The organism is Streptomyces sp. NPDC048277 (assembly GCF_040652235.1).
Classification (GTDB): domain Bacteria; phylum Actinomycetota; class Actinomycetes; order Streptomycetales; family Streptomycetaceae; genus Streptomyces.
In genome coordinates, this window is sequence record NZ_JBEZLQ010000003.1 from 77803 (window position 1) to 99770 (window position 21968).

The window sequence follows — 21968 nt, forward strand, 5'->3', positions numbered from 1 at the left end:
TCGATCGGCGCGGCTCATGCGGTGCCGAACTCCTGGTCGATGAGGTCGAAGATCTCGTCGTCGCTGGCTGTCGCCACGTCGAAGTCCGGTTCCCCGCCGGCCGGTTGCGCACCGGGCGAGTCCCAGCGCCGTACGATCGCCCGCATCCGGTCGAGCACGCGGGCGTGCGCCTCCGTGCCCGCGGTGTCCAGCGCCGCCGCCAGCTGGTCGAGCTCGACCAACAGCGCTTCGGTACCGTCGCCCCCGGCGCCCAGTTCGCCGAGCAGATGGCGGGTGATCGCGGCCGGGGTGGGGTGGTCGAACACCACGGTGGCCGGCACCCGTACGCCGGTCCGTCCGGTCAGCCGGTTGCGCAGCTCCACGGCGGTCAGCGAGTCGAACCCGATGTCGCGGAACGGCCGGTCCGGCTCGACCAGGTCGGGCGAGGCGTGGCCGAGGATCGCCGCGGCCTCCTGCCGGACCAGGCCGAGCACGATGTGCTCCCGTTCGGCCGGGCCGGACCGGGCCAGCCGGGCGGCCAGTTCGTCCACGTCCGCGGCGGCGCTCTGGGCGGCCCGCCGCCCCGGCCGGACCAGAGTGCGGAGCAGGGCGGGCAGCGCACCCGTGGCCGCCTGCGCGCGCAGTGCCCCGAAGTCCATGGCCGCCGGGACCAGTACGGCATCCGGTTCGCCCAGCGCGGCGTCGAGCAGCTCCAGGCCCTCGGCCGCGGTCAGGCCGGTCATGCCGCCGCGAGCCATCCGCTTCTGGTCCACGTCGTCCAGGTGGGCGCTCATCTCGGTGACCTGCGACCACAGGCCCCAGGCCAGCGACGTGGCCGGCCGGCCGGCGGCGTGCCGCTGCTGGGCCAGGGCGTCCAGCGCCGCGTTGGCGGCGGCGTAGTTGCCCTGGCCCGGCGCGTCGAAGGTGCCGGCCGCGGAGGAGAACAGCACGAACCGGGCCAGGTCGGTGTCACGGGTGAGGTCGTGCAGGTTGCGCGCGGCGTCGATCTTCGGCCGCAGCACGGCGGCCAGCCGCTCCGGGGTGAGTGCGGTGAGCACGCCGTCGTCCAGCAGGCCGGCGGTGTGCACGACACCGGTCAACGGCGCATCGGCAGGCAGGGACGAGAGCAGGTCGGCGAGCGCCGTGCGGTCGGCGGCGTCGCAGGCCACCACCCGCACGGTGGCCCCGAGCGCCATCAGTTCGGTGCTCAGTTCCTCGATCCCCTCGGCCGCCGGGCCGCGCCGACTGGCCAGCACCAGGTGGCGCACCCCGTGCTCCGTGACCAGCCGACGGGCCACCTGCCGCCCCAGCGAGCCGGTGCCGCCGGTGACCAGCACCGTGCCGGCGGAATCGGGCTGCCGTGGCAACGTGAACACGTTCTTGCCGACGTGCCGGGCCTGGCTCATGTGGCGGAACGCCGCCGGGGCGAGCCGAGCGTCCCATACGGTCAGCGGCAGCGGCGTGAGAACCCGCTGCTCGAACAAGGTGACCAGCTCGGCGAGCATCTCCCCGATGCGGTCGTTGCCCGCCTCGAAGAGCGAGAACGCCGAGTAGCTCACGCCGGGGAGGGTGGCCGGGTCCCGCAGGTCCGACTTGCCCATCTCCAGCAGCCGGCCGCCGGAGCCGAGCAGCCGCAGCGAGGCGTCCACGAAGTCGCCGGCCAGCGAGTTCAGTACCGCGTCCACGCCTCGGCCGCCGCTGGCGTCGCGGATACGGGCCTCGAAGTCCAGGCTGCGGGAGCTGGCGATCCGAGCCGGGTCGACCCCGCACGCGGCCACCGTCGCCCACTTGCCCGGACTTGCCGTCGCGTAGACCTCCACGCCCCAGTGCCGGGCCAGTTGTACGGCCGCCATGCCGACGCCGCCGGCCGCGGCGTGCACCAGCAGCGACTCCCCGGCGACCAGGCCGCCGAGGTCGCGCAGCGCGTAGTAGGCGGTCAGGAACGCCATCGGCACCGAGGCCGCCTGCTCGAAGGTCCACTCCTTCGGCATCCGGATCACCGTGCGGTGGTCGGCCACGGCCAGCGGCCCGACGGCGTCCGGGAACAGCCCCATCACCCGGTCGCCGACGGCCGGCCCGGTGACGTCCGGCCCCACCTCGACCACGACGCCCGAGCCCTCGTTGCCCAGGCCCGCCTCGTTCCGGACCCCCAGCGCCACCAGCACGTCCAGGAAGTTCAGGCCGGCCGCCCGCACCTCGACCCGCACCTGTCCGGGGCGCAGCCGGGCCGTCGCGGCCGGGGCCTCGACCGCCGCCAGGTGCTCCAGCGTGCCGTCGCCGCCGGGCTGCAGCCGCCACGTGGTCAGTCCCGCCGGTATGTCGAGCCGTTCCCGCCCTGCGGCCCGCACCAGCCGTCGTACGAACAACTGCCCGTCCCGCAAGGCCAGTTGTGGCTCGTCGGCGTCGAGAGCGGCTGCCAGCGCGGCGGCTGACGCCTCCGCCCCGTCGCTGTCCACGATCACCACCCGACCGGGGTTCTCCGCCTGCGCGGAGCGCAGCAGGCCATATGCGGCGGCCGTGGCCACGCTGGTCAGCTCACGTTCGTGGTGCACCGCGACACCGCCGCGGCCGAGCACCAGCAGGCGGCTGTCGTCGACCAGCGGCTCCGCCAGCCACGCCTGGAGCAGGCCCAGCACGCGGGTGGTCAGCGCCGTCACGTCGTCGTCGGGCCGGTCGTCCGGGAGGTGGAGCAGCAGCAGTTCCGGCAGCCCGAAGTCGGCGGTCTCGGCCAGTTCCCGGATGTCGTCGGCGGTGCTCACCGTCACGGCGTCGGCCATGGCCTTGGACGTCTCCGCGGCGACGGGCTCCCACACGACCTGGAAGATCCGCTCCGACGCCGGCTTCACGGCGGGCGCCGCCGACTCGACGGCCCGTGACACCACGGCGCCGACGGTGGCCACGGGCGCGCCGGTGGCGTCGGCGAGATGCAGGGCCACCGCGTCGGCCTCGGCGGGGGTGATGTGCACCCGGAGCGTGGCGGCCCCGGTGGCGTGCAGGGCGACGTCCCGGTAGGCGAACGGCAGCGCCAGGCGGGCGTCGGTGTCGGCCCGGAACGCGATCGCGTGCATGGCGGCGTCCAGCAGCGCGGGGTGCAGTCCGAACGCCGCCGCGTCCGCACGGACCGCCTCGGGCAGTTCCACCTCGGCGAACACGTCGGCGTCGGCCGTCCACACCGCCTTCAGGCCCCGGAAGGCCGGCCCGTAGCCGTAACCGAGCGCCGCCAGTTCCTCGTACGCACCGGCGACGCGCTCGCCGTCGACCGGAGTCGCCCCGGCAGGGGGCCATTCCCGGAGTTCGGCCGCCGGTTCGGGAGCCTTCGCGGTGAGCGTGCCACTGGCGTGGCGCATCCATTCGGCGTCGGGCCCGGCGTCCTCGGGCCGTGCGTGCACGGTGACCGGCCGACGGCCGCCGGAGTCCGGTGCGCCGACAGCGATCTGCACCCGCACCGCGTCGCGGGCGCCCAGGGTGAGCGGCGCTTCGAGCACCAGTTCCTCGATGACGCCGCAGCCCACCTCGTCGCCGGCGCGCACCATCCATTCCACGAACGCCGCACCGGGCAACAGCACCGCCCCCGCCGCCGCGTGATCCGCCAGCCACGGATGCGCCCGCAGCGACAACCGCGATGTCATCACCACACCGCCGAACTCCGGCAGCTCCGCCACCGCACCCAGCAACGGGTGCTCGGCGCCGGTGAGTCCGAGGCCGCCTGCCTCCACCGCGCCGCCGGCCGGCTCCAGCCAGAAGTGCTGATGGTGGAAGGCGTACGTGGGCAGCTCGACGCGCTGCCCGCCGCCGAGCACCGCCGGCCAGTCCACCGGCATCCCGCGCACGAAGCCCTCGGCGAACGAGGTCAGCAGCCGCCGGGCGCCTCCTTCGTCGCGGCGCAGCGAACCGACCGCGACCGCCGCCGCGCCGAAGTCCTCGAACGTGGCCTGCATCGCGACCGTGAGCACCGGATGCGCGCTGCACTCGACGAAGTACTGGTGCTCGTCGGCGAGCAGGGCCCGGACCGTGCGGTCGAACTCCACCGGGAAGCGGGCGTTGCGGAACCAGTACTCACCGGTCAACGACTCGGTCTCGATCGGAGCGGCGTCGACCGTCGAGTAGAACGGGATGCGTGACGGCTTCGGGGCGATGCCGGCCAGCATGTCCACGATGCGGTCGTGCAGCGGGTCGACCTGTGCGCAGTGCGAGGCCACCGTGGAGCCGACGACCTGCGCCCGGATCCCGGCGGCCCTGCACTCCGCGACGAACTCCGTCAGGGCCGCCAGGTCGCCGACGACGGTCGAGGCCGCCGGGCTGTTGCGGCCGCCCAGCGTCAACCGCCCGTCCCAGGCGGCGATCCGCCGCTCCACCTCGTCCGGCCCGAGGGCCACCGAGACGACCGCGCCGTTGCCGACGAGTTCCGCCGCGAACAACGCGCTGCGCAGCACGACGACCCGCGCCGCGTCCTCGAGGCTCAACGCACCGGCCACGCACGCGGCGGCGACCTCGCCCTGACTGTGTCCGACGACCGCCGCCGGCTCGACGCCGGCCGCCTGCCACATCGCGGCCAGCGAGACGTTGACGGCGAACAGCACCGGTTGCAGGATCTCGATCCGGTCCAGCGACGGGGCGCCTGCGGCGTCGGTCACCACGTCGAGCAGCGACCAGTCGACCAGTTCGCCGACGGCCCGGTCGCACTCGGCCATCCGGGCGGCGAAGACCGGCGACTCGTCGAGGAGCCGGGCGGCCATGCCGTGCCACTGGGAGCCCTGCCCCGGGAACACGAACACCACCCGCTGGTCACCGTCGGCGGCGCTGCCCGGCACGGCCGACGGCGAGGGCAGGCCCTCGGCCAGCGCGGTCAGCCCGGCCAGTGCCTCGTCCCGGTCGTCGGCCAGTACGACCGCCCGCTGGTCGTGCGCGGTGCGGGTGGTCGCCAGCGACCAGGCGACGTCACCGAGCCCGGTGTCCGACGCGGAGTCCAGGTGGCTGTGCAGGCGGTGGGCCTGTGCCCGCAACGCGTTCTCGCCACGGCCCGACACCAGCAGCGGGGCCGGCGCGGTGGTGAACATCGGCCGGGTGTCGGTCGGCTCCGGCGCGACCGGTTCAGGGGCCTGTTCGATGATCACGTGAGCGTTGGTGCCGCTGATGCCGAACCCGGAGACGCCGGCCCGGCGCGGCCGGCCGGTCGCCGGCCACGGCTGCTGCCCGGTCAGCAGCTCCACCTCGCCGGCCGTCCAGTCCACCTGCGGGGTCGGCTCGTCCACGTGCAGGGTCCGGGGCAGAACCCCGTGGCGCATCGCCAGCACCATCTTGATCACACCGGCCGCGCCGGCCGCCGCCTGGGTGTGGCCGATGTTCGACTTGAGGGATCCCAGCCACAGCGGCCGTTCCCGGTCCTGACCGTAGGTGGTCAGAATCGCCTGTGCCTCGATCGGGTCGCCGAGTGCGGTGCCGGTGCCGTGGGCTTCGACGGCGTCCACTTCGGACGGTGTCAGGCCGGCGTTGGCCAGGGCGCGCCGCATGACCCGTTGCTGGGACGGGCCGTTGGGCGCGGTCAGACCGTTGGAGGCGCCGTCCTGGTTCACCGCCGAGCCGCGCACCACCGCGAGGACGTTGTGCCCCAACCGTTGGGCGTCGGAGAGTCGTTCCACCAGCAGCACGCAGGCACCCTCGGCGAACCCGGTGCCGTCCGCCGCCGCGGCGAACGCCTTGCACCGGCCGTCCGGGGCGAGCCCGCGCTGCCGGGAGAAGCCCACGAACGCGTCGGAAGCGGCCATCACCGTGACGCCGCCGGCCAGCGCCATCGAGCACTCGCCGTTGCGCAGCGCCTGCACGGCCAGGTGCAGCGTCACCAGCGACGACGAGCAGGCGGTGTCCAGGGTGACCGCCGGACCCTCGAAGCCGAAGACGTAGGAGACGCGGCCGGACAGCACACTGCCGGCCCCGCCGGTCAGCACGAACCCTTCCAGCCCTTCCGGCACCGCCGAGAGGTCTGCGCCGTAGTCGTGGAACGCGATGCCGGAGAAGACCCCGACATCCTTGCCGCGCAACGCCGTCGGGTCGACACCGGCCCGCTCGAAGACCTCCCACGAGATCTCCAGCATCAGCCGCTGCTGCGGGTCCATGGCCAATGCCTCACGCGGCGAGATCCCGAAGAACCCCGGGTCGAACTCGCCGGCCTCGTGCAGGAAGCCGCCCTCGCTCGCATAGCTGGTGCCGGGATGGTCGGGGTCGGGGTGGAACAGGTTGTCCAGGTCCCAGCCGCGGTTGTCCGGGAAGCCGGTGATGCCGTCGCCGTCGCTCGACACCAGCCGCCACAGGTCCTCCGGCGACTCGACACCGCCCGGCAGCCGGCAGGCCATGCCCACGATGGCGATGGGCTCGGCCGCGGCGGCCAGCACGCTGTCGTACCGGTGCCTGAGCCGTGCGTTGTCCTTCAGCGAGGCCCGCAGGGCGTCAATGAGCTGTGCGTTCTCGGTGGTGCTCATGGCTGCGTGCCCTCCAGCGCTCGTTGCAGCAGGTCCGAGACGTCCATTCCGTCGATCCGCTCGATCTCGTCCGCCACCGGCACCGCGACCGCCGGCGCGCCGTCGGTGCGGGCCAGGTCCAGCAGGATGTCCAGCACGCCGGCCTCCCGCAGCCGGCTCGCCGGCACGGTGGCCAGCGCCCGCCGCAGCTCGGTCTCGTCGACCTCGGCCTCCGGCGGCCCGGCCAGTTCGGTGCGCAGGTGCTCGACCAGCGCGGCCGGCGTCGGGTGGTCGAACACGAGGGTCGCCGGCAGGGTGATGCCCAGCGCCGCACCGAGGGAGTTGCGCAGGCTCACCGCCGCCAGCGAGTCGAACCCCATCTCCTGGAAGGCCCGGCGCGGGCTGATCGCGTCCGCGCCCTGGTGCCCGAGCGCCGTCGCGGTGCTCTCGCGCACCAGTCTGGCCAGCGCCCGGTCCCGTTCCGCCTCGGGCAGGTCGGCGAGGCGCCGGGCGGCGGCCTCGTCCGGTTCCGGCCGCGCGGCCTCGATCGCCGCCCGCACGCCGGGGACGTCGCCGATCAGTGGGCTCGGCCGCTGTAAGGTGAACGCGGGGGCGAACGTCGGCCAGTCGATCCGTGCCATCGCCAGCACCGGGTCGCCGCCGGTCACCTGGGCCAGCGCGGCGACCGCAGCCTCCGGACTGATCGACAGCACGCCGCGACGGCGCAGCTGCTCCTGGGCGGCGCTGTCGGCGGCCACGCCGAACCCGTCGATCAGGCCCCAGGCCACCGATGTCGCCGGCAGCCCTCGCGCCCGCCGGCGCCGCATGATCGCGTCGACGACGGCGTTGCTCGCACCGGGGGTGCCCTGACCGCCACCGCCCCAGATGCCGGCCACGGAGGAGAACGCCACGAACAGCTCCAGCGGCCGGTCGCCGAGCACGTCGTCGAGGACGGTCAGCCCTTCGGCCTTGGCGGCCAGGACGGCGTCGAGTTCGGCCGCCGTGATGTCGGTGACCGGGCCGGTGCGGACCAGATCGGCGGTGTGTACGACCCCGGTCAGCCCCTCGTCGACCAGGCTCCGGACCGCGTCCCGGTCGGTCAGGTCCACGGTCGCCAGCGTCACCTTCGCGCCGCGTTCGACCAGTTCGCCCTTGAGGGCGACGACCTCCGGCGTGGCCGGGTCGGCATCCAGCGTCAGCACGAGGTGTTCGGCGCCCGAGTCGGCCAGCCATCGGGCCACGTGCCGCCCCAGGCCTTCGGTGCCGCCGGTGACCAGCACGGTGCCGTGGATGCGCGGGGCCGCGGTGGTGCCGGCCGGGGCCGGCACCACTCGTCGTACGTGCAGGCCGTTCGTCCTGACGGCCACCTGGTCCTCGTCGGCCAGGCCGGTGAGCGCGGCGACCAGGGCCCGTGCCGACCGGTCGTCCAGCCGGGCCGGCAGGTCGATCAGTCCGCCCCAGCGATCGGGGTGCTCCAGGGCGGTGGCGTAGCCGAGGCCCCAGACCAGCGCCTGCTCGACGGCGGGCGCGGGATCGTTCGGGCCGACGCTCACCGCGCCGCTGGTGACGCAGCAGAGTTGCTGCCGGGCCCCGAGTTCCACCAGGGCCTGGATCAGCTCCAGCGTCGCCGCCGCGCCGACGGTCAGCAGGGGCGATCCCGGTCGCCGGCGGTCGTCCAGGGCCAGCAGGCTGAGCACACCCGTCACGGTGTCGTCGGCCAGCGCGGCGCCGAGCTGCTCGGTCAGCGGCCCGGCCCCGGGTTCGACCGTCACGGTGACGGCGCGCAGTCCCTGCCGGGACAGCAGCGGCGTCGGGTCCTCCACCTGCGCCGTCCTGACCACGAGCCAGGTGCCGTCCGGTACGGCCGGACCGTTGCCGCGGTGCGGTTTCCAGCTCACCCGGTAGCACAGATCGTCCACCGCGGACCGTTCGGCGCGCCGGCGCCGCCAGTCGGCCAGCACACCGATGGTCGGCCCCAGGTCCGGGGCGGCGTGGACACCGAGGGTCTCCCTCACCGCGGCGAGGTCTTCCGCCTCCACCGCCGCCCAGAACCGGCCCTCGACATCGTCGGTCCGCCGAGCCGACGGTGCGGCGGCCCCGAGCCAATACCGGTCGCGCTGGAAGGCGTAGGTCGGCAGTTCGAGCAGGTCCGCCGGGCGGGTGGAGCCGGCGAGCAGGGCCGCGAAGTCGATGTGGCGCCCTCGCACGAGCAGCGTGCCGACGGCCGCCAGCAGGGCGCGCACGCCGTCGGTGGTGCGACGCTGCGCCGACACGAACACGACATCGTCGTCCGGCTGTCCGGTCAGGCAGTCCGGTCCGGCCGCCGACAGCACCGCGTCCGGCCCCAGTTCGAGGAACGTGTCGACGCGTTCGTCCAGCAGCGTCCGGATACCGTCCGCGAACCGCACCGCGGCCCGCACGTGCTCGGCCCAGTAGTCCGCGGTGAACTGACCCGGCTGCGCCAGCTTGCCGGTCACGTTGGACACCACCGGGATCTCCGGCTCGTGGAACGCAAGACCGGCCGCCACCGACCGGAACTCCGCCAGCACCGGCTCCATCAGGGCCGAGTGGAACGCGTGCGACACCCTGAGCCGCTTGGTCTTGTGGCCGGCAGCCGCCAACTGCGCGGCGACCTCCTCGACCTTGGCCTCGTCGCCAGAGATCACCACCGCCGACGGGCCGTTGACCGCCGCGATCTCCACCCCCGGCACCAGCAGCGGCAACACCTCGTGCTCACCGGCCGCCACCGCCGCCATCGCACCGCCGGCCGGCAGCGCGTCCATCAGTCGACCGCGCGCCGCCACCAGCACCGCGGCGTCCGGCAAGGACAGCACGCCGGCGACATGTGCCGCCGTCAGCTCGCCAAGGGAATGCCCGGCAACAAAATCCGGCCGCACACCCCAGGACTCGACCAGGCGGAACAATGCCGTCTCCAGGGCGAACAGACCCGCCTGCGCGAACACCGTCCGGTCCAGCAATTCCTTGTCGTCGAAGACGACATCGCGAACCGACGGCCCCTTCAGATGCCGGTCCAACTCGACACAGGCGTCGTCGAATGCCTTACGGAACACCGGATACCGCTCATACAGTTCGCGGCCCATGCCCACCCGCTGACTGCCCTGACCGGTGAACAGCACCGCGGTCCGCCCTCGCGTGACGGAGCCGCGCACGATGTCCGCCGACCTCTCGCCGCGGGCCAGCGCCCCCAGCCGGTCCTGCAGCTCCGCCCGGTCCCCGGCCAGCACGACCGCCCGCTCCGGCAGCATCGCCCGCGACGCCGCCAGCGCCCTCGCCAGGGCCGCCGGCTCGGCGTCCAGGGCCAGCAGCCGTTGCGCCTGGGCCGCCAGCGCAGCGGAAGACTTGGCCGACACCACGACCGTCACCGGCCCGGTCGCCGCCGGTTCAGTCGTCGGCGGTTCAGTCGTCGGCGGTTCAGTCGTCGGCGGTTCAGTCGTCGGCGGTTCAGTCGTCGGCGGTGTCGGCGCCGCCTGTTCCAGGATCACGTGCGCATTGGTGCCGCTCACGCCGAACGCCGACACCGCCGCCCGCCGCGGCCGATCCAGGTCCGGCCACTCCCGTGTTGCGGTCAGCAGTTCCACCGATCCGGCCGACCAATCCACCTGCGCGGTCGGCTCGTCCACATGGAGAGTCCGCGGCAGAACCCCGTACCGCAGCGCCAGCACCGTCTTGATCACGCCGGCCACCCCGGCAGCCGCCTGCGCGTGACCGATGTTCGACTTCAAGGACCCCAGCAGCAGTGGCCGGTCGCGATCCTGGCCGTAGGCGGCGATCAGCGCCTGCGCCTCGATCGGATCGCCCAGCACCGTGCCGGTCCCGTGCGCCTCGACGGCGTCGACTTCGGCCGGTTCCAGTCCGGCCGCGGCCAGGGCGCGACGGATCACCCGCTGCTGGGCCGGGCCGCTCGGCGCGGTCAGGCCGTTGGAGGTGCCGTCCTGGTTCACGGCCGAACCGCGGACGACGGCCAGGATCCGGTGTCCGAGCCGTTCGGCGTCCGAGAGCCGCTCCACCAGCAGCACTCCGGCGCCCTCGGACCACCCGGTGCCGTCCGCCGTCGAGGAGAACGACTTGCAGCGGCCGTCGGCGGCCAAGCCCCGCTGACGGGAGAACTCCACGAAGGCATCCGAACTCGACATCACCGTCACGCCGCCGGCCAGCGCCATCGAGCACTCACCATTGCGCAGCGCCTGCGCCGCCAGATGCAACGCCACCAGCGACGAGGAGCACGCCGTGTCGACGGTGACGGCCGGCCCTTCCAGACCCAGTACGTACGAGATCCGGCCGGACAGGACGCTGCCGGCGCCGCCGGTCATCAGGTAGCCCTCGGCCTCGGCGGGGACGTGGCCGGCGCGCACTCCGTATTCGTGGTTGACCACACCGGCGAACACGCCGACATCGCTGCCCCGCACGGACATCGGATCCACACCTGCGTGCTCGAACGCCTCCCACGCGATCTCCAGCATCAACCGCTGCTGCGGATCCATGGCCAACGCCTCGCGGGGTGAGATCCCGAAGAAGTCCGCGTCGAACCCTGCGGCGCCGTACAGGAAGCCGCCGGCCCGGGTGTAGCTCGTACCGGGGTGGTCCGGATCGGGGTGGAACAGGTTCTCCAGGTCCCAGCCGCGGTCCGTCGGGAAGTCACCGATGCCGTCCCGGCCGTCGCACACCAGCTGCCACAGCTGCGCGGGCGACTCGACACCGCCCGGCAGCCGGCAGGCCATGCCCACGATCGCGATCGGCTCATCGACCGCGCCGGCCGACGCCGTCCCGACGATGTCGTCGCCGGCCAGGAACGCGGCGAGCGCGACCGGAGTCGCATGGTCGAACACCAACGTGGTGGGGAAGGAACGGCCCGTCTCCTCCTGCAGCCGGTTCCGCAGCCGCACCGCGTTCAGCGAGTCGAACCCCAGGTCCTGGAACGAGCGGTCCAGGTCGATGTCCCGGCTGTCGTGGTGCCCCAGCACCTCGGCGGTGCAGGCGAGCACCAGCTCCAGGCCCGTCCGCCGCTGCTTGCTCCGCTCAGCCGTCACCGGCGCCGAGGTCACCGCTTCGGCACGCCTGGGCACCACGTCGCCCGGCAGGTCGATCCAGTACCTGCGGTGCTGGAACGCGTAGGTCGGCAGGTCGACGTGGTGCTTGGGGCCGCCGCCGAAGAACGCCGACCAGTCGATGTCCACGCCGCGGACGTGCAGGTGAGCCAGCGCGGTGACGAGGTCGAACGCCTCGTCCTCGGTGCGCTGCAGGGCCGGGACGAATGCCGCCGGGTCGCCGCCGGCCTCCTGCGCCATGGCGGTCAGCACGCCGCCGGGTCCCAGTTCGAGGTAGGTGGCCACGCCGGCCTCCCGCAGCGCCGTGACGCCGTCGTGGAAGCGCACCGCCGCCCTGACATGCTCGGCCCAGTAGTCCGCGGTGAACCGGTCCGGTCCGGCGAGCTTGCCGGTCACGTTGGACACCACCGGGATCTCCGGCTCGTGGAAGGTGAGACCGGCCGCCACCGTCCGGAACTCCGCCAGCATCGGCTCCATCCGGGCCGAGTGGAAGGCATGGGAGACCGTCAGGCGCTTGGTCCGGCGTCCCTGCGCCGCCAGCGCCGCCGTGACGGTCGCCACCTGGGCCTCGTCACCGGAGATCACCACCGCCGAAGGCCCGTTCACCGCCGCGATCTCCACCCCGGGCACCAACAGCGGCGACACCTCATGCTCGGCGGCCGCCACCGCCACCATCGCCCCACCCGTCGGCAGGGCGTCCATGAGGCGGCCCCGGGCAGCCACCAGCACCGCCGCGTCCGGCAAGGTCAGCACACCGGCCGCATGGGCCGCCGTCACCTCCCCGACCGAGTGCCCGGCAACGAAGTCCGGCCGCACACCCCACGACTCGACCAGGCGGAACAGCGCCGTTTCCAGTGCGAACAGACCCGCCTGCGCGAACACCGTCCGGTCCAGCAGGTCCTGCTCTCCGAATACGACGTCCCGGACCGAGGGGCCGTCCAGATGCCGGTCCAACTCCGCGCACACCTCGTCGAAGGCCTTGCGGAACACCGGATACCGCTCATACAGCCCACGGCCCATGCCCACCCGCTGACTGCCCTGACCGGTGAAGAGCACCGTGAGCCTGCCCGGCACGGGAACGCCACGGACGACACGGTCCAGCGACTGCAGCAACTGGTCCCGGTCGGCGCCGACAGCGACGGCCCGGTGCCGGAGCGCGGCCCGGGTGTCCAGCAAGGACCGGGCCACGGCGACAGGATCGAGGTCCGGGCGTTCGGCCGCGTACGCCGCCAGACGCTCGGCCTGGCCACGGAGTCCCGCTTCCGACCGGGCCGACAGCACCCACGGCACGATCGCCGACGCCGACGCCGTGGCCGGCGCCACGGCTTCGGCGTCGGCGCCCCGTTCCAGGATCACGTGCGCGTTGGTCCCGCTCACCCCGAACGCCGATACCGCCGCACGCCGCGGACGACCCACCTTCGGCCAGTCCCTCCGCGCGGTCAGCAGTTCCACCGACCCGGCCTGCCAATCCACTTCAGGGGTCGGCTCGTCGACGTGCAGGGTCTGCGGCAGTACGCCGTGCCGCATGGCCATCACCGTCTTGATGACACCGGCGACACCGGCGGCCGCCTGCGCATGCCCGATGTTTGATTTCACCGATCCCAGCCACAGTGGGCGGTCAGCCTGCCGGCCCTGGCCGTAGGTGGCGATCAGGGCCTGGGCCTCGATCGGATCGCCCAGCACCGTGCCGGTGCCGTGCGCCTCGACGGCGTCGACGTCCGAAGGGGACAGCCGGGCGTTCGCCAGCGCCTGGCGAATGACCCGTTGCTGCGCCGGGCCGCTCGGCGCGGTCAGGCCGTTGGAGGCACCGTCCTGGTTCATCGCCGAACCGCGGACCACCGCCAGCACCCGGTGCCCCAGCCGTTCCGCGTCGGACAGCCGTTCCACCAGCAGCACGCCGGCCCCTTCGGACCATCCGGTCCCGTCCGCCGCCGAGGAGAACGACTTGCAGCGGCCGTCCGGGGACAGCCCGCGCTGGCGAGAGAACTCCACGAAAGGATCGGAGCTCGACAGCACCGTCACGCCACCGGCCAACGCCATCGAGCACTCACCGTTGCGCAAGGCCTGCGCCGCCAGATGCAATGCCACCAGCGACGACGAACACGCCGTGTCCACCGTCAGCGCCGGGCCCTCAAGACCGAACTCGTAGGCCACCCGGCCGGACAGCACCGCGGTCGACGCACCGGTGATCCGGTGTCCCTCCACCAGTTCCGGCGCGAGGTGCAGGCGCAGCGCGTAGTCCTGGACGTTCAGGCCGGTGAACACGCCGACCGGGGTGCCCCGTACCGCGGTCGGATCGATACCGGCGTGCTCGAACGCCTCCCAGGAGACCTCCAGCATCAACCGTTGCTGCGGATCCATGGCCAACGCCTCGCGGGGCGAGATCCCGAAGAAGTCCGCGTCGAACCCGGCGATGTCGGCCAGGAACGCGCCCTTGTCGGTGTAGCTGGTGCCCTCGTGGTCCGGATCGGGGTCGATCAGGGTGGCCAGGTCCCAGCCCCGGTCGTCCGGGAACGAGCCGACGGCGTCCCGCCCGTCCCGCACGAACCGCCACAGGTCGTCGGGGCCGGCCACGCCACCGGGGAACCGGCAGGCCATGCCGACGATCGCGATCGGCTCGTCGGCGGGAGCGGTGACCGCGGTGGACTGCTCGGTCGCCGTGCCGGTCAGCCGGGCGTGGAGGTGTCGGGCCAGCCGAAGCGGGTCCGGGTGGTCGTAGACCAGCGTCGTCGGCAGGCGCAGGCCGGTCGCGGCGCTGAGCCGGTTGCGCAGTTCCACGGCGGTCAGCGAGTCGAAGCCGGCTTCCTTGAACGGCCGCTGCGCCACGATGAGTTCGCTGTCGGCGTGGCCCAGCACCTGTGCGGCATGCCGGCCGATCAGGCTCAGCAACGCCTCCTCGTCCAGCGCCGCGTCCGCGGTGGGTCGCACCGAGCGGCGGCGGGCCGCGACGAGCCCCCGCAGCAGCGGCGGAACCTCGTCGCGCGGCTGGACGAGATCGAGCTTCGTGGCCACGACCGTCGGCGCGCGCCCGGCCAGGGCGGCGTCGAACAGCGCCAACCCCAGTTCCTCGGAGAGGGCGGCCATGCCGCTGCGGCGGGTCCGGTCGAGGTCGGTGTCCGTGAGCCGCGCGGTCATCTCGGACCGGGGCGCCCAGAGCCCCCAGGCGATGGAGGTGGCCCGCCACCCGGCCGCCAGTGCGTCCAGGGCGGCGTTCGCGGCGGCGTAGTTGCCCTGGCCGGGGTTGCCGAAGACCGACGCGGCCGAGGTGAACAGCACGAACGCGTCCAGGCCCATACCGGCGGTCAGGTCGTGCAGGACGGTCGCCGCATCGGCCTTCGCCCGCATGACGGCGTCGATCCGGTCCGGGGTCAGCGCCGTGATCACACCGTCGTCCAGGACACCGGCCGCGTGCACGACCGCGCTCAGCGGCGGCTCGACCGAGGCCAGGAGCCGCGCGGTTGCCTCTCGGTCCGCCACGTCGCACGCCACCGTGCGCACCGACGCGTCCAGTCCGGCCGCGAACTCGGCGGCCCCTGGGGCGTCCGGGCCGCTGCGGCTGACCAGCAGCAGGTCGTGGACGCCGTACTTGTCGACCAGATGCCGGGCCACCAGGCGTCCCAGCGTTCCGGTGCCACCGGTGACCAGTACGGTGCCGGCCAGCGGTCGTATGTCCGGGGCCCGGGTCGGTGTGCGGGCCAGCCTCGGCACAGTGAGCTGCCCGGCCGTGAGGGCGAGCTGCGGTTCACCGGTGGCCACGGCGCGGGCCAGCAGGTCCGGCCCGGTCGGCGTATCGACGGCGACCAGCACGAACCGGTCCGGGTGCTCCGACTGCGCCGACCGGACCAACCCCCAGACCGCGGCGCTCGCAGCGTCGGTGACCGATGACGTCACGATGACGAGCGGGCCCTGCACCGGTTCGGCCAGCCTTGCCTGCACCGCCGCCAACGCCCGGTTCACGGCGTCCCTGATATCGCCGGAACCGGTGGTCAGGTCGACGGTCTCGAACGCCGCCGCTGGCTCGGCGGCGTCGGCGATGGGCTGCCATACCACCTCGAACAGCGCGTCGCGCAGGTCCACGCCGCCCTCCGGCTCGCCCAGCCGGACCGCCTCGACGTACGCGACGACCTCGTCACCGGCGTCCGTCAGCCACAGCGCGTCACCGGCACGGTGCACCCGCACCCGGGGCGCGCCCGTGGCGACCACCTGTACACCCCGGAACTCCACGACCGGGCCGACACGTTCCAGTGCGGCGGCGAACAGCGCGGAGTCGATGTCCACCTCGCCCAGCACCTCACCGGCCGGGGCCGGCACCGAACCCATGCCGGTCGCGAGCGTGCCTGTGGCGTGCCGAATCCATCCGTCCCCGGCGGCTCGCCGGCCGTGCACGGTGACCGGCCGCCGGTCCCGCTCGTCGGCGGCGCCGACGACCACCCGGACCTCCGTGCCCGCCGGATCCAGCGCGTGCTCCACCGACAACTGCTCGACCAGCCGGCCACCGACCTCGTCCCCGGCCCGCACGACCAGGTCGAGCAACCGCGCCGGCCCGGCGGACGGTGGCAGGGTCGAGGTGAGCACGACCCCGTCCGGCAGGGCCACGACGGAGTCGGCGCCTGCCGGGGTCAGCCAGAAGTGCTCGTGCTGGAACGCGTACGTCGGCAACTCGCCCGGCCGCGGGCTGCTGCCGAAGGCGGCGCGCAGGTCGGTGGGGACGCCCCGCACATGGAGTTCGGCCAGCGAGGTGAGGAACCGGCGCAGGCCACCGTCGTCACGGCGCAGCGTGCCGGCGACCGTCACCGGATGCTCGTCTCCGTCGAGCAGGTCCTGCACGCTTGTGGCCAGCACCGGGTGCGAGCTGACCTCGACGAAGACGTCATACCCTTGGTCGGCCAGCGCCCGGACGGCCGGGGCGAAACCGACCGGGTGCCGGAGGTTCCGGTACCAGTACCGCGCGTCCAGCACGCCGGTGTCCAGCCACTCGTCGGTCACCGTCGAGTAGAACGGCACGGTCGCGGCGCGCGGGGTGATCGTGTCCAGCGCGGCCAGCACCTCCCGCTCGATGCGCTCGACGTGTGTGGTGTGCGAGGCGTAGTCGACCGGGATCCGGCGCGCCCGTACGTCCTGCCGCTCGCAGACCGCCAGCAGTTCGTCCAGCGCGGCGGCGTCACCGGCCACCACCACGGCGGACGGCCCGTTCACCGCGGCCGGCTGCACCGCGCCGCGCCACTGTTCGATCAGCGTCGTCACCTCGTCGAGGGGCAGCGCGACGGAGACCATGCCGCCGAGCCCGGACAGCCCGGCGGCGATCGCGCGACTGCGCCCCACGACCACCGTCGCGGCATCCCGCAGGGACAACGCCCCCGCCACACACGCGGCGGCGATCTCGCCCTGCGAATGCCCCAGCACCGCGTCCGGCACGATTCCCACGGACTCCCAGAGCGCCGCGAGCGCCACCATCACCGCGAACGAGGCCGGCTGGACCACGTCCACGCGTTCCAGCGACGGCGCGTCGGCCGCCCCCGTCAGGACGTCCAGCAGCGACCAGCCGGTCAGCTCGTCGAGCACGGCCGCGCACTCGCGCAGCTTCGCCTCGAACACCGGCGATTCGGCCAGCAATTCGGTGCCCATGCCGGTCCACTGCGCGCCTTGGCCGGGGAACACGAACACCGTGCGGCCGACGCTCTCGACCCCGGCCCCGGTCACCACGCCGGCCGCCGGCTCCCCCGCTGCCAGGGCGTCCAGCCCGGCCAACGCCTCACCGTGGTCGGCGGCGACGACCACGGCACGGTCGGACAGGGCCGCGCGGCTGGTCGCCAGCGACCAGCCGACGTCGGACAGGGATCGATCCGGCTCCGCGGCGAGGAAGTCCCGCAGCCGCCGGGCCTGGGCGGCGAGGGCGGCCCGCCCCTTGGCGGAGAGCAGCAGCGGTACCGTGCCCTGTGCCGGCACCTCGACCGCCGGCACAGGCTCCGGCTCCGGCTCCGGCTCCGGCTCCGGCTCCGGCTCCGGCTGTTCGAGGATCACGTGCGCGTTGGTGCCGCTCACGCCGAACGCCGACACACCCGCCCGCCGCGGCCGGTCCAGCTCCGGCCACTTCCGTTGCGCGGTCAGCAGCTCGACCGCTCCCACCGACCAGTCCACCTGCCGCGTCGGCTCGTCCACATGCAGGGTCCGCGGCAGAATCCCGTGGCGCAGGGCCATCACCGTCTTGATCACGCCGGCCACACCGGCCGCCGCCTGCGTATGACCGATGTTCGACTTCAGCGACCCCAGCCACAACGGCCGTTCCCGGCCCTGACCGTACGTCGCCAGAATCGCCTGCGCCTCGATGGGATCGCCCAGCACCGTGCCGGTACCGTGCGCCTCCACCACGTCGACGTCCGCAGGGGACAGCCGGGCGTTCGCCAGCGCCTGGCGGATCACCCGCTGCTGCGACGGACCGCTCGGGGCGCTCAGGCCGTTGGAGGCACCGTCCTGGTTGACGGCCGATCCCCGCACCACCGCCAGCACCCGGTGACCGAGCCGATCGGCGTCGGACAGCCGTTCCACCACCAGCACGCCGACGCCCTCGGACCACCCCGTTCCGTCCGCCGACGCCGAGAACGACTTGCACCGGCCGTCCCGGGACATGCCACGCTGCCGGGAGAAACCGACGAACGAGTCGGGCGTCGCCATCACCGTGACACCGCCGGCCAGCGCCATCGAGCACTCGCCGTTGCGCAGCGACTGTGCCGCCAGGTGCAGCGCCACCAGGGAGGACGAGCATGCGGTGTCGACCGTCAGCGCCGGCCCCTCCAGGCCGAGTACGTACGACACGCGACCGGACAACACGCTCTCCGACAGGCCTGTCGGCAGGTAGCCCTCGACGCCGTCGGTGGCCGCTCCGACGCCGTAGTTCTGGTGCATCGCGCCGGTGAACACGCCGATCGGCCGGCCCCGTAGCGAGGTCGGGTCGAGACCGGCCCGTTCCAGCGCTTCCCAGGACACCTCCAGCATCAACCGCTGCTGCGGATCCATCGCCAACGCCTCACGCGGCGAGATCCCGAAGAACTCCGCGTCGAACTCACCGGCGCCGCCCAGGAATCCGCCGTGCCGGCTGTAGCTCGTACCGGGATGATCCGGGTCCGGGTGGAACAGCGCGCCCAGGTCCCAGCCTCGGTCCGTCGGAAACCCACCGACCGCGTCACCACCGGCGAGCACCAGCTCCCACAGGTGCTCCGGTGACTCGACTCCGCCGGGCAGCCGGCACGCCATGCCCACGATCGCGATCGGCTCGTCCGCGCCGGCCGGCCGGAGCGGTGCCTCAGCCGTGCTCTCCGGCTCGCCGAACAGTTCCCGGTGCAGCGACTCTGCCAGCGCGGCCGGAGTCGGGTGGTCGAAGGCGACGGTCACCGGGAGCCGCAGACCGGTGGCGTCGCCCAGCCGGTTGCGCAGCGCCACCGCGCTGAGCGAGGTCAGGCCCAGCTGGGTGAAGGCCTTCGTCACGGCCACCGCCCGCGGCCCGTCCAGCCCGAGCAGGGCGGCCGTCTGCTCCCGCACCAGCTCCAGCAGCAGGCGGGCCTGGTCGGCCGTGGCGAGGCCGGCCAGCCGGTCCCGCAGCTCCGTCGGCTCGGGCGTGTCAGGGGCCGCTCCAGGCCTGTCCACCAAGTCCCGCAGCACGTACGGCACCTGGTCCCCGGCGAAGGAGGAGGTGTCGAGTTCGGCCGCGAGCAGGTGCGGCCGGTTCAGCCCCAGGGCGATGTCGAGCACGCCGAGGCTCCGGCGCACATCGAGCGCGGCCGTCGCGTCGCCGTGCCCGTGCTCCCACGCCCCCCAGGCCAGGGACGACGTCGCCACGCCTCGAAAGCTGAGCCGCTGCGCGTAGGCGTCGAAGTAGGCGGCGACCGCGGCCGTCTCCCAGGAATCCGGAGAGCCCAGCACGCCGTCCGCGGCGGAGAACAACACGAAGGCCCCGAGGCCCGGTTGGGCCACCAGGTCACCGAGGGCCCGCACCTCCGCGACGGCTTGTCCGACCGAGGTGCTGTCCCGGGGATCCCATGCGTGCAGCACGACGCTCACCGAGACGCCGGCCTTGGCCACGGCCCGTCGGAGCTGCGGCCGGTTGGCCAGGTCGCACTCGACCACGTCCACCGCGGCGCCGGCCTCGACCAGCCGGGTGCGCAGCTCCGCGGCGAGCTCGGCTGTCCTCGGCGGCACGATCAGCAGCAGCCGGCGGGCACCGCGCGCGGTGACGAGGTGGTGCGCGGCGGCCGCGCCGCGTTCGGTGTGCGCGCCGGTGATGATCGCGGCGCCGGTCAGCTTGGCCGGACCGTCCGCACCGGCCTCGTTGTCCACCGGCAGCCGGTGCAGCCTCGGCACCAGCACGACGTCCGGGCGGACGGCCGCCTGGCCTTCCCCGCAGCCGGCGACGAACGGCAGCTTCGCCACCGCCGCCGTGTCCTCGTAGTCGTCCAGGTCCACCATCACGATCCGGCGGCCGTCGGCGGCCTGCGCCGACCGGAGCGCGCCCCACAGCGCCGCCTGGTCGAGGTTCCCGACGGCCTCGCCCGCGCCGGTGGCGACCGCGCCGCTGGTGAGCACCAGCACGGTGGCGGCGCCCAGGCGGTCGTCGGCCAGCGCCGCGCGCAGCCACGCCACCTGCTCTGCGGCCGGTGCCCGGTCGGCGGAGACCAGGACCACGACATCCGGGGCGGCGTCCGGCCCGGCGTCCGGCTCGGCGTCCGTCGACACCTCGGCGCCGGCGCCACGCAGTCCGGCGACCAGGCCGTCGGGTGCGTCGCCCCGTACCGACCAGTGGCCGAGCGTGGGCGTGCCGCCGGACGGCAGCGGGATCCAGTCCAGCCGGAACACGGCCTCGTGGTAGATGTTGCCCACCGCGCGCAGCCGGGCCGGGCCGTCCAGGAGCTTGCGCCGGGTGACCTTGCCGGACGCGGTGCGCGGGAGCTGCTGGATCTCGTAGAGCTCCTCGGGCACCTTGAAGTACGCCAACTGCTCCCGGCACAGCGACAGCACCCGCGCCGGATCGAAGCCGTTCGGACCTGGCACCACGAACGCCACCGGCACCTCGCCGAACACGTCGTGCGGCTTGCCGGCGACGGCGGCGTCCGCCACGCCCGGCGCCCGCCGTATCACCTCCTCCACCTCGCCCGGGTGGATGTTCTCACCGGCCCGGATGATCAACTCCTTGATCCGGCCGGTGATGGTGAGGTAGCCGGCCTGGTCGCGGCGGGCCAGATCGCCGGTGTGGTACCAGCCTCCGGCCAGCGCCTGCGCGGTGGCAGCGGGCTGGTTGTGGTACCCCACCATCACGTTCGGACCGCGGACCCAGACCTCGCCCTCCGCGCCGTCGGCCACGTCCTGCCCTGACGTGTGGTCCACCAGGCGCACCGCCAGCCCTGGCACGGGCAGCCCGCACGAGCCCTCCGCGCGGGCCCCGGTCGGCCAGTTGATGGCGATCGAGCCGGCGGTCTCGGTACTGCCGTAGGCGTCGATCAGCGCGGTGCCGAAGGCGTCCTCGAACGACCGGCGCAGCGCGGCCGTGGTCACCGCGCCGCCGACCAGGCCGACCCGGACCGGCGGCGCGGTGAATCCCGGGGTCCTGGCGGCGCGCGCGAGGTAGTGGTACAGCGTCGGCACACCGGCGATGACGGTGGATTCCTCGGCCCGCCACACGTCCAGCACGTCCGCCACGGACAGGCCGTCGGTGATGCGGGCGGTCGCGCCGACGGCGGTCACCGCGAGCACACAGGCGATGTGCGCGAGGCTGTGGAACAGCGGCAGCGGCCACAGCACGCGGTCGGTATCGGTCAGGCCGAGCGCGGGCACGTACGAGGCGGCAACCGACCAGAGGCAGTTGCGCTGCGTGGTCAGCACGCCCTTGGGCCTGCCGGTGGTGCCCGAGGTGTAGAGCATCCACGCTATGTCGTCCAGGCCGTGGTCGTCCGGGGCCGGGGCGGCCGGTTCCGTGGTGGCGAACCGCTCGTACGAAAGGCAGCCGGGCGGCGTGGGCTCATCGCCCACGACGAGGACGGTCAGCGGGTGGCGCAGCGAGGGGAGCTGGGCGAGATGGGCGTGGTCGGTGACGATCACGGTGGCGCCGCTGTCGGTGAGGATGTGCTCCAGCTCGGCCGCGGACACCCGGGGGTTGATCGGCACGCCGACGCCGCAGGCGCGGACCACGGCGAAGTAGCTCTCCACCATCTCCACGCGGTTGCCCAGCAGCATCGCCATCCGGTCGCCGGGCCGCAGCCTCGCCTGTGCGAGGTGTCCGGCCAGCCGACGGGTGCGCGCCTCCAGTTCGGCGTAGCCGACCGCCCGGTGGGCGTCCCTGAAGGCGATCTTGTCGCCGAATCGAGCGCTCTGTTCCCGCAGGAGTTCATGGAGAGGACGAATCAATTCGGCGCGCAGCATGCCACCCACACTTCTCTTCGTGCTTGACATTCAAGGGCGAGGTCGGCCGGAACTTCGACTG

2 protein-coding genes are annotated in these 21968 nt (G+C 73.6%); both read right to left on the bottom strand.

The window, feature by feature from the left end; translation table 11 throughout:
- Positions 1-14: 14 nt before the first annotated feature.
- Positions 15-6455 carry a type I polyketide synthase gene (locus tag AB0D85_RS08090; RefSeq protein WP_362315407.1) on the bottom strand — a complete coding sequence of 2147 codons (6441 nt, stop codon included), beginning with the start codon at positions 6453-6455 and terminating at the stop codon, positions 15-17.
- A complete protein-coding gene (locus tag AB0D85_RS08095) occupies positions 6452-21907 on the bottom strand; it encodes a type I polyketide synthase (protein WP_362315410.1) in 15456 nt (5151 codons plus the stop codon). The genes AB0D85_RS08090 and AB0D85_RS08095 overlap by 4 nt, the downstream gene beginning before the upstream one ends.
- Between the last annotated feature and the right edge of the window lie 61 nt (positions 21908-21968).

What these genes read in the sequence shown, in the direction of transcription:
- AB0D85_RS08090 (WP_362315407.1), bottom strand. Translation starts at nt 6,455, where the DNA reads ATGAGCACCACCGAGAACGCACAGCTCATTGACGCCCTGCGGGCCTCG.
- AB0D85_RS08095 (WP_362315410.1), bottom strand. Translation starts at nt 21,907, where the DNA reads ATGCTGCGCGCCGAATTGATTCGTCCTCTCCATGAACTCCTGCGGGAA.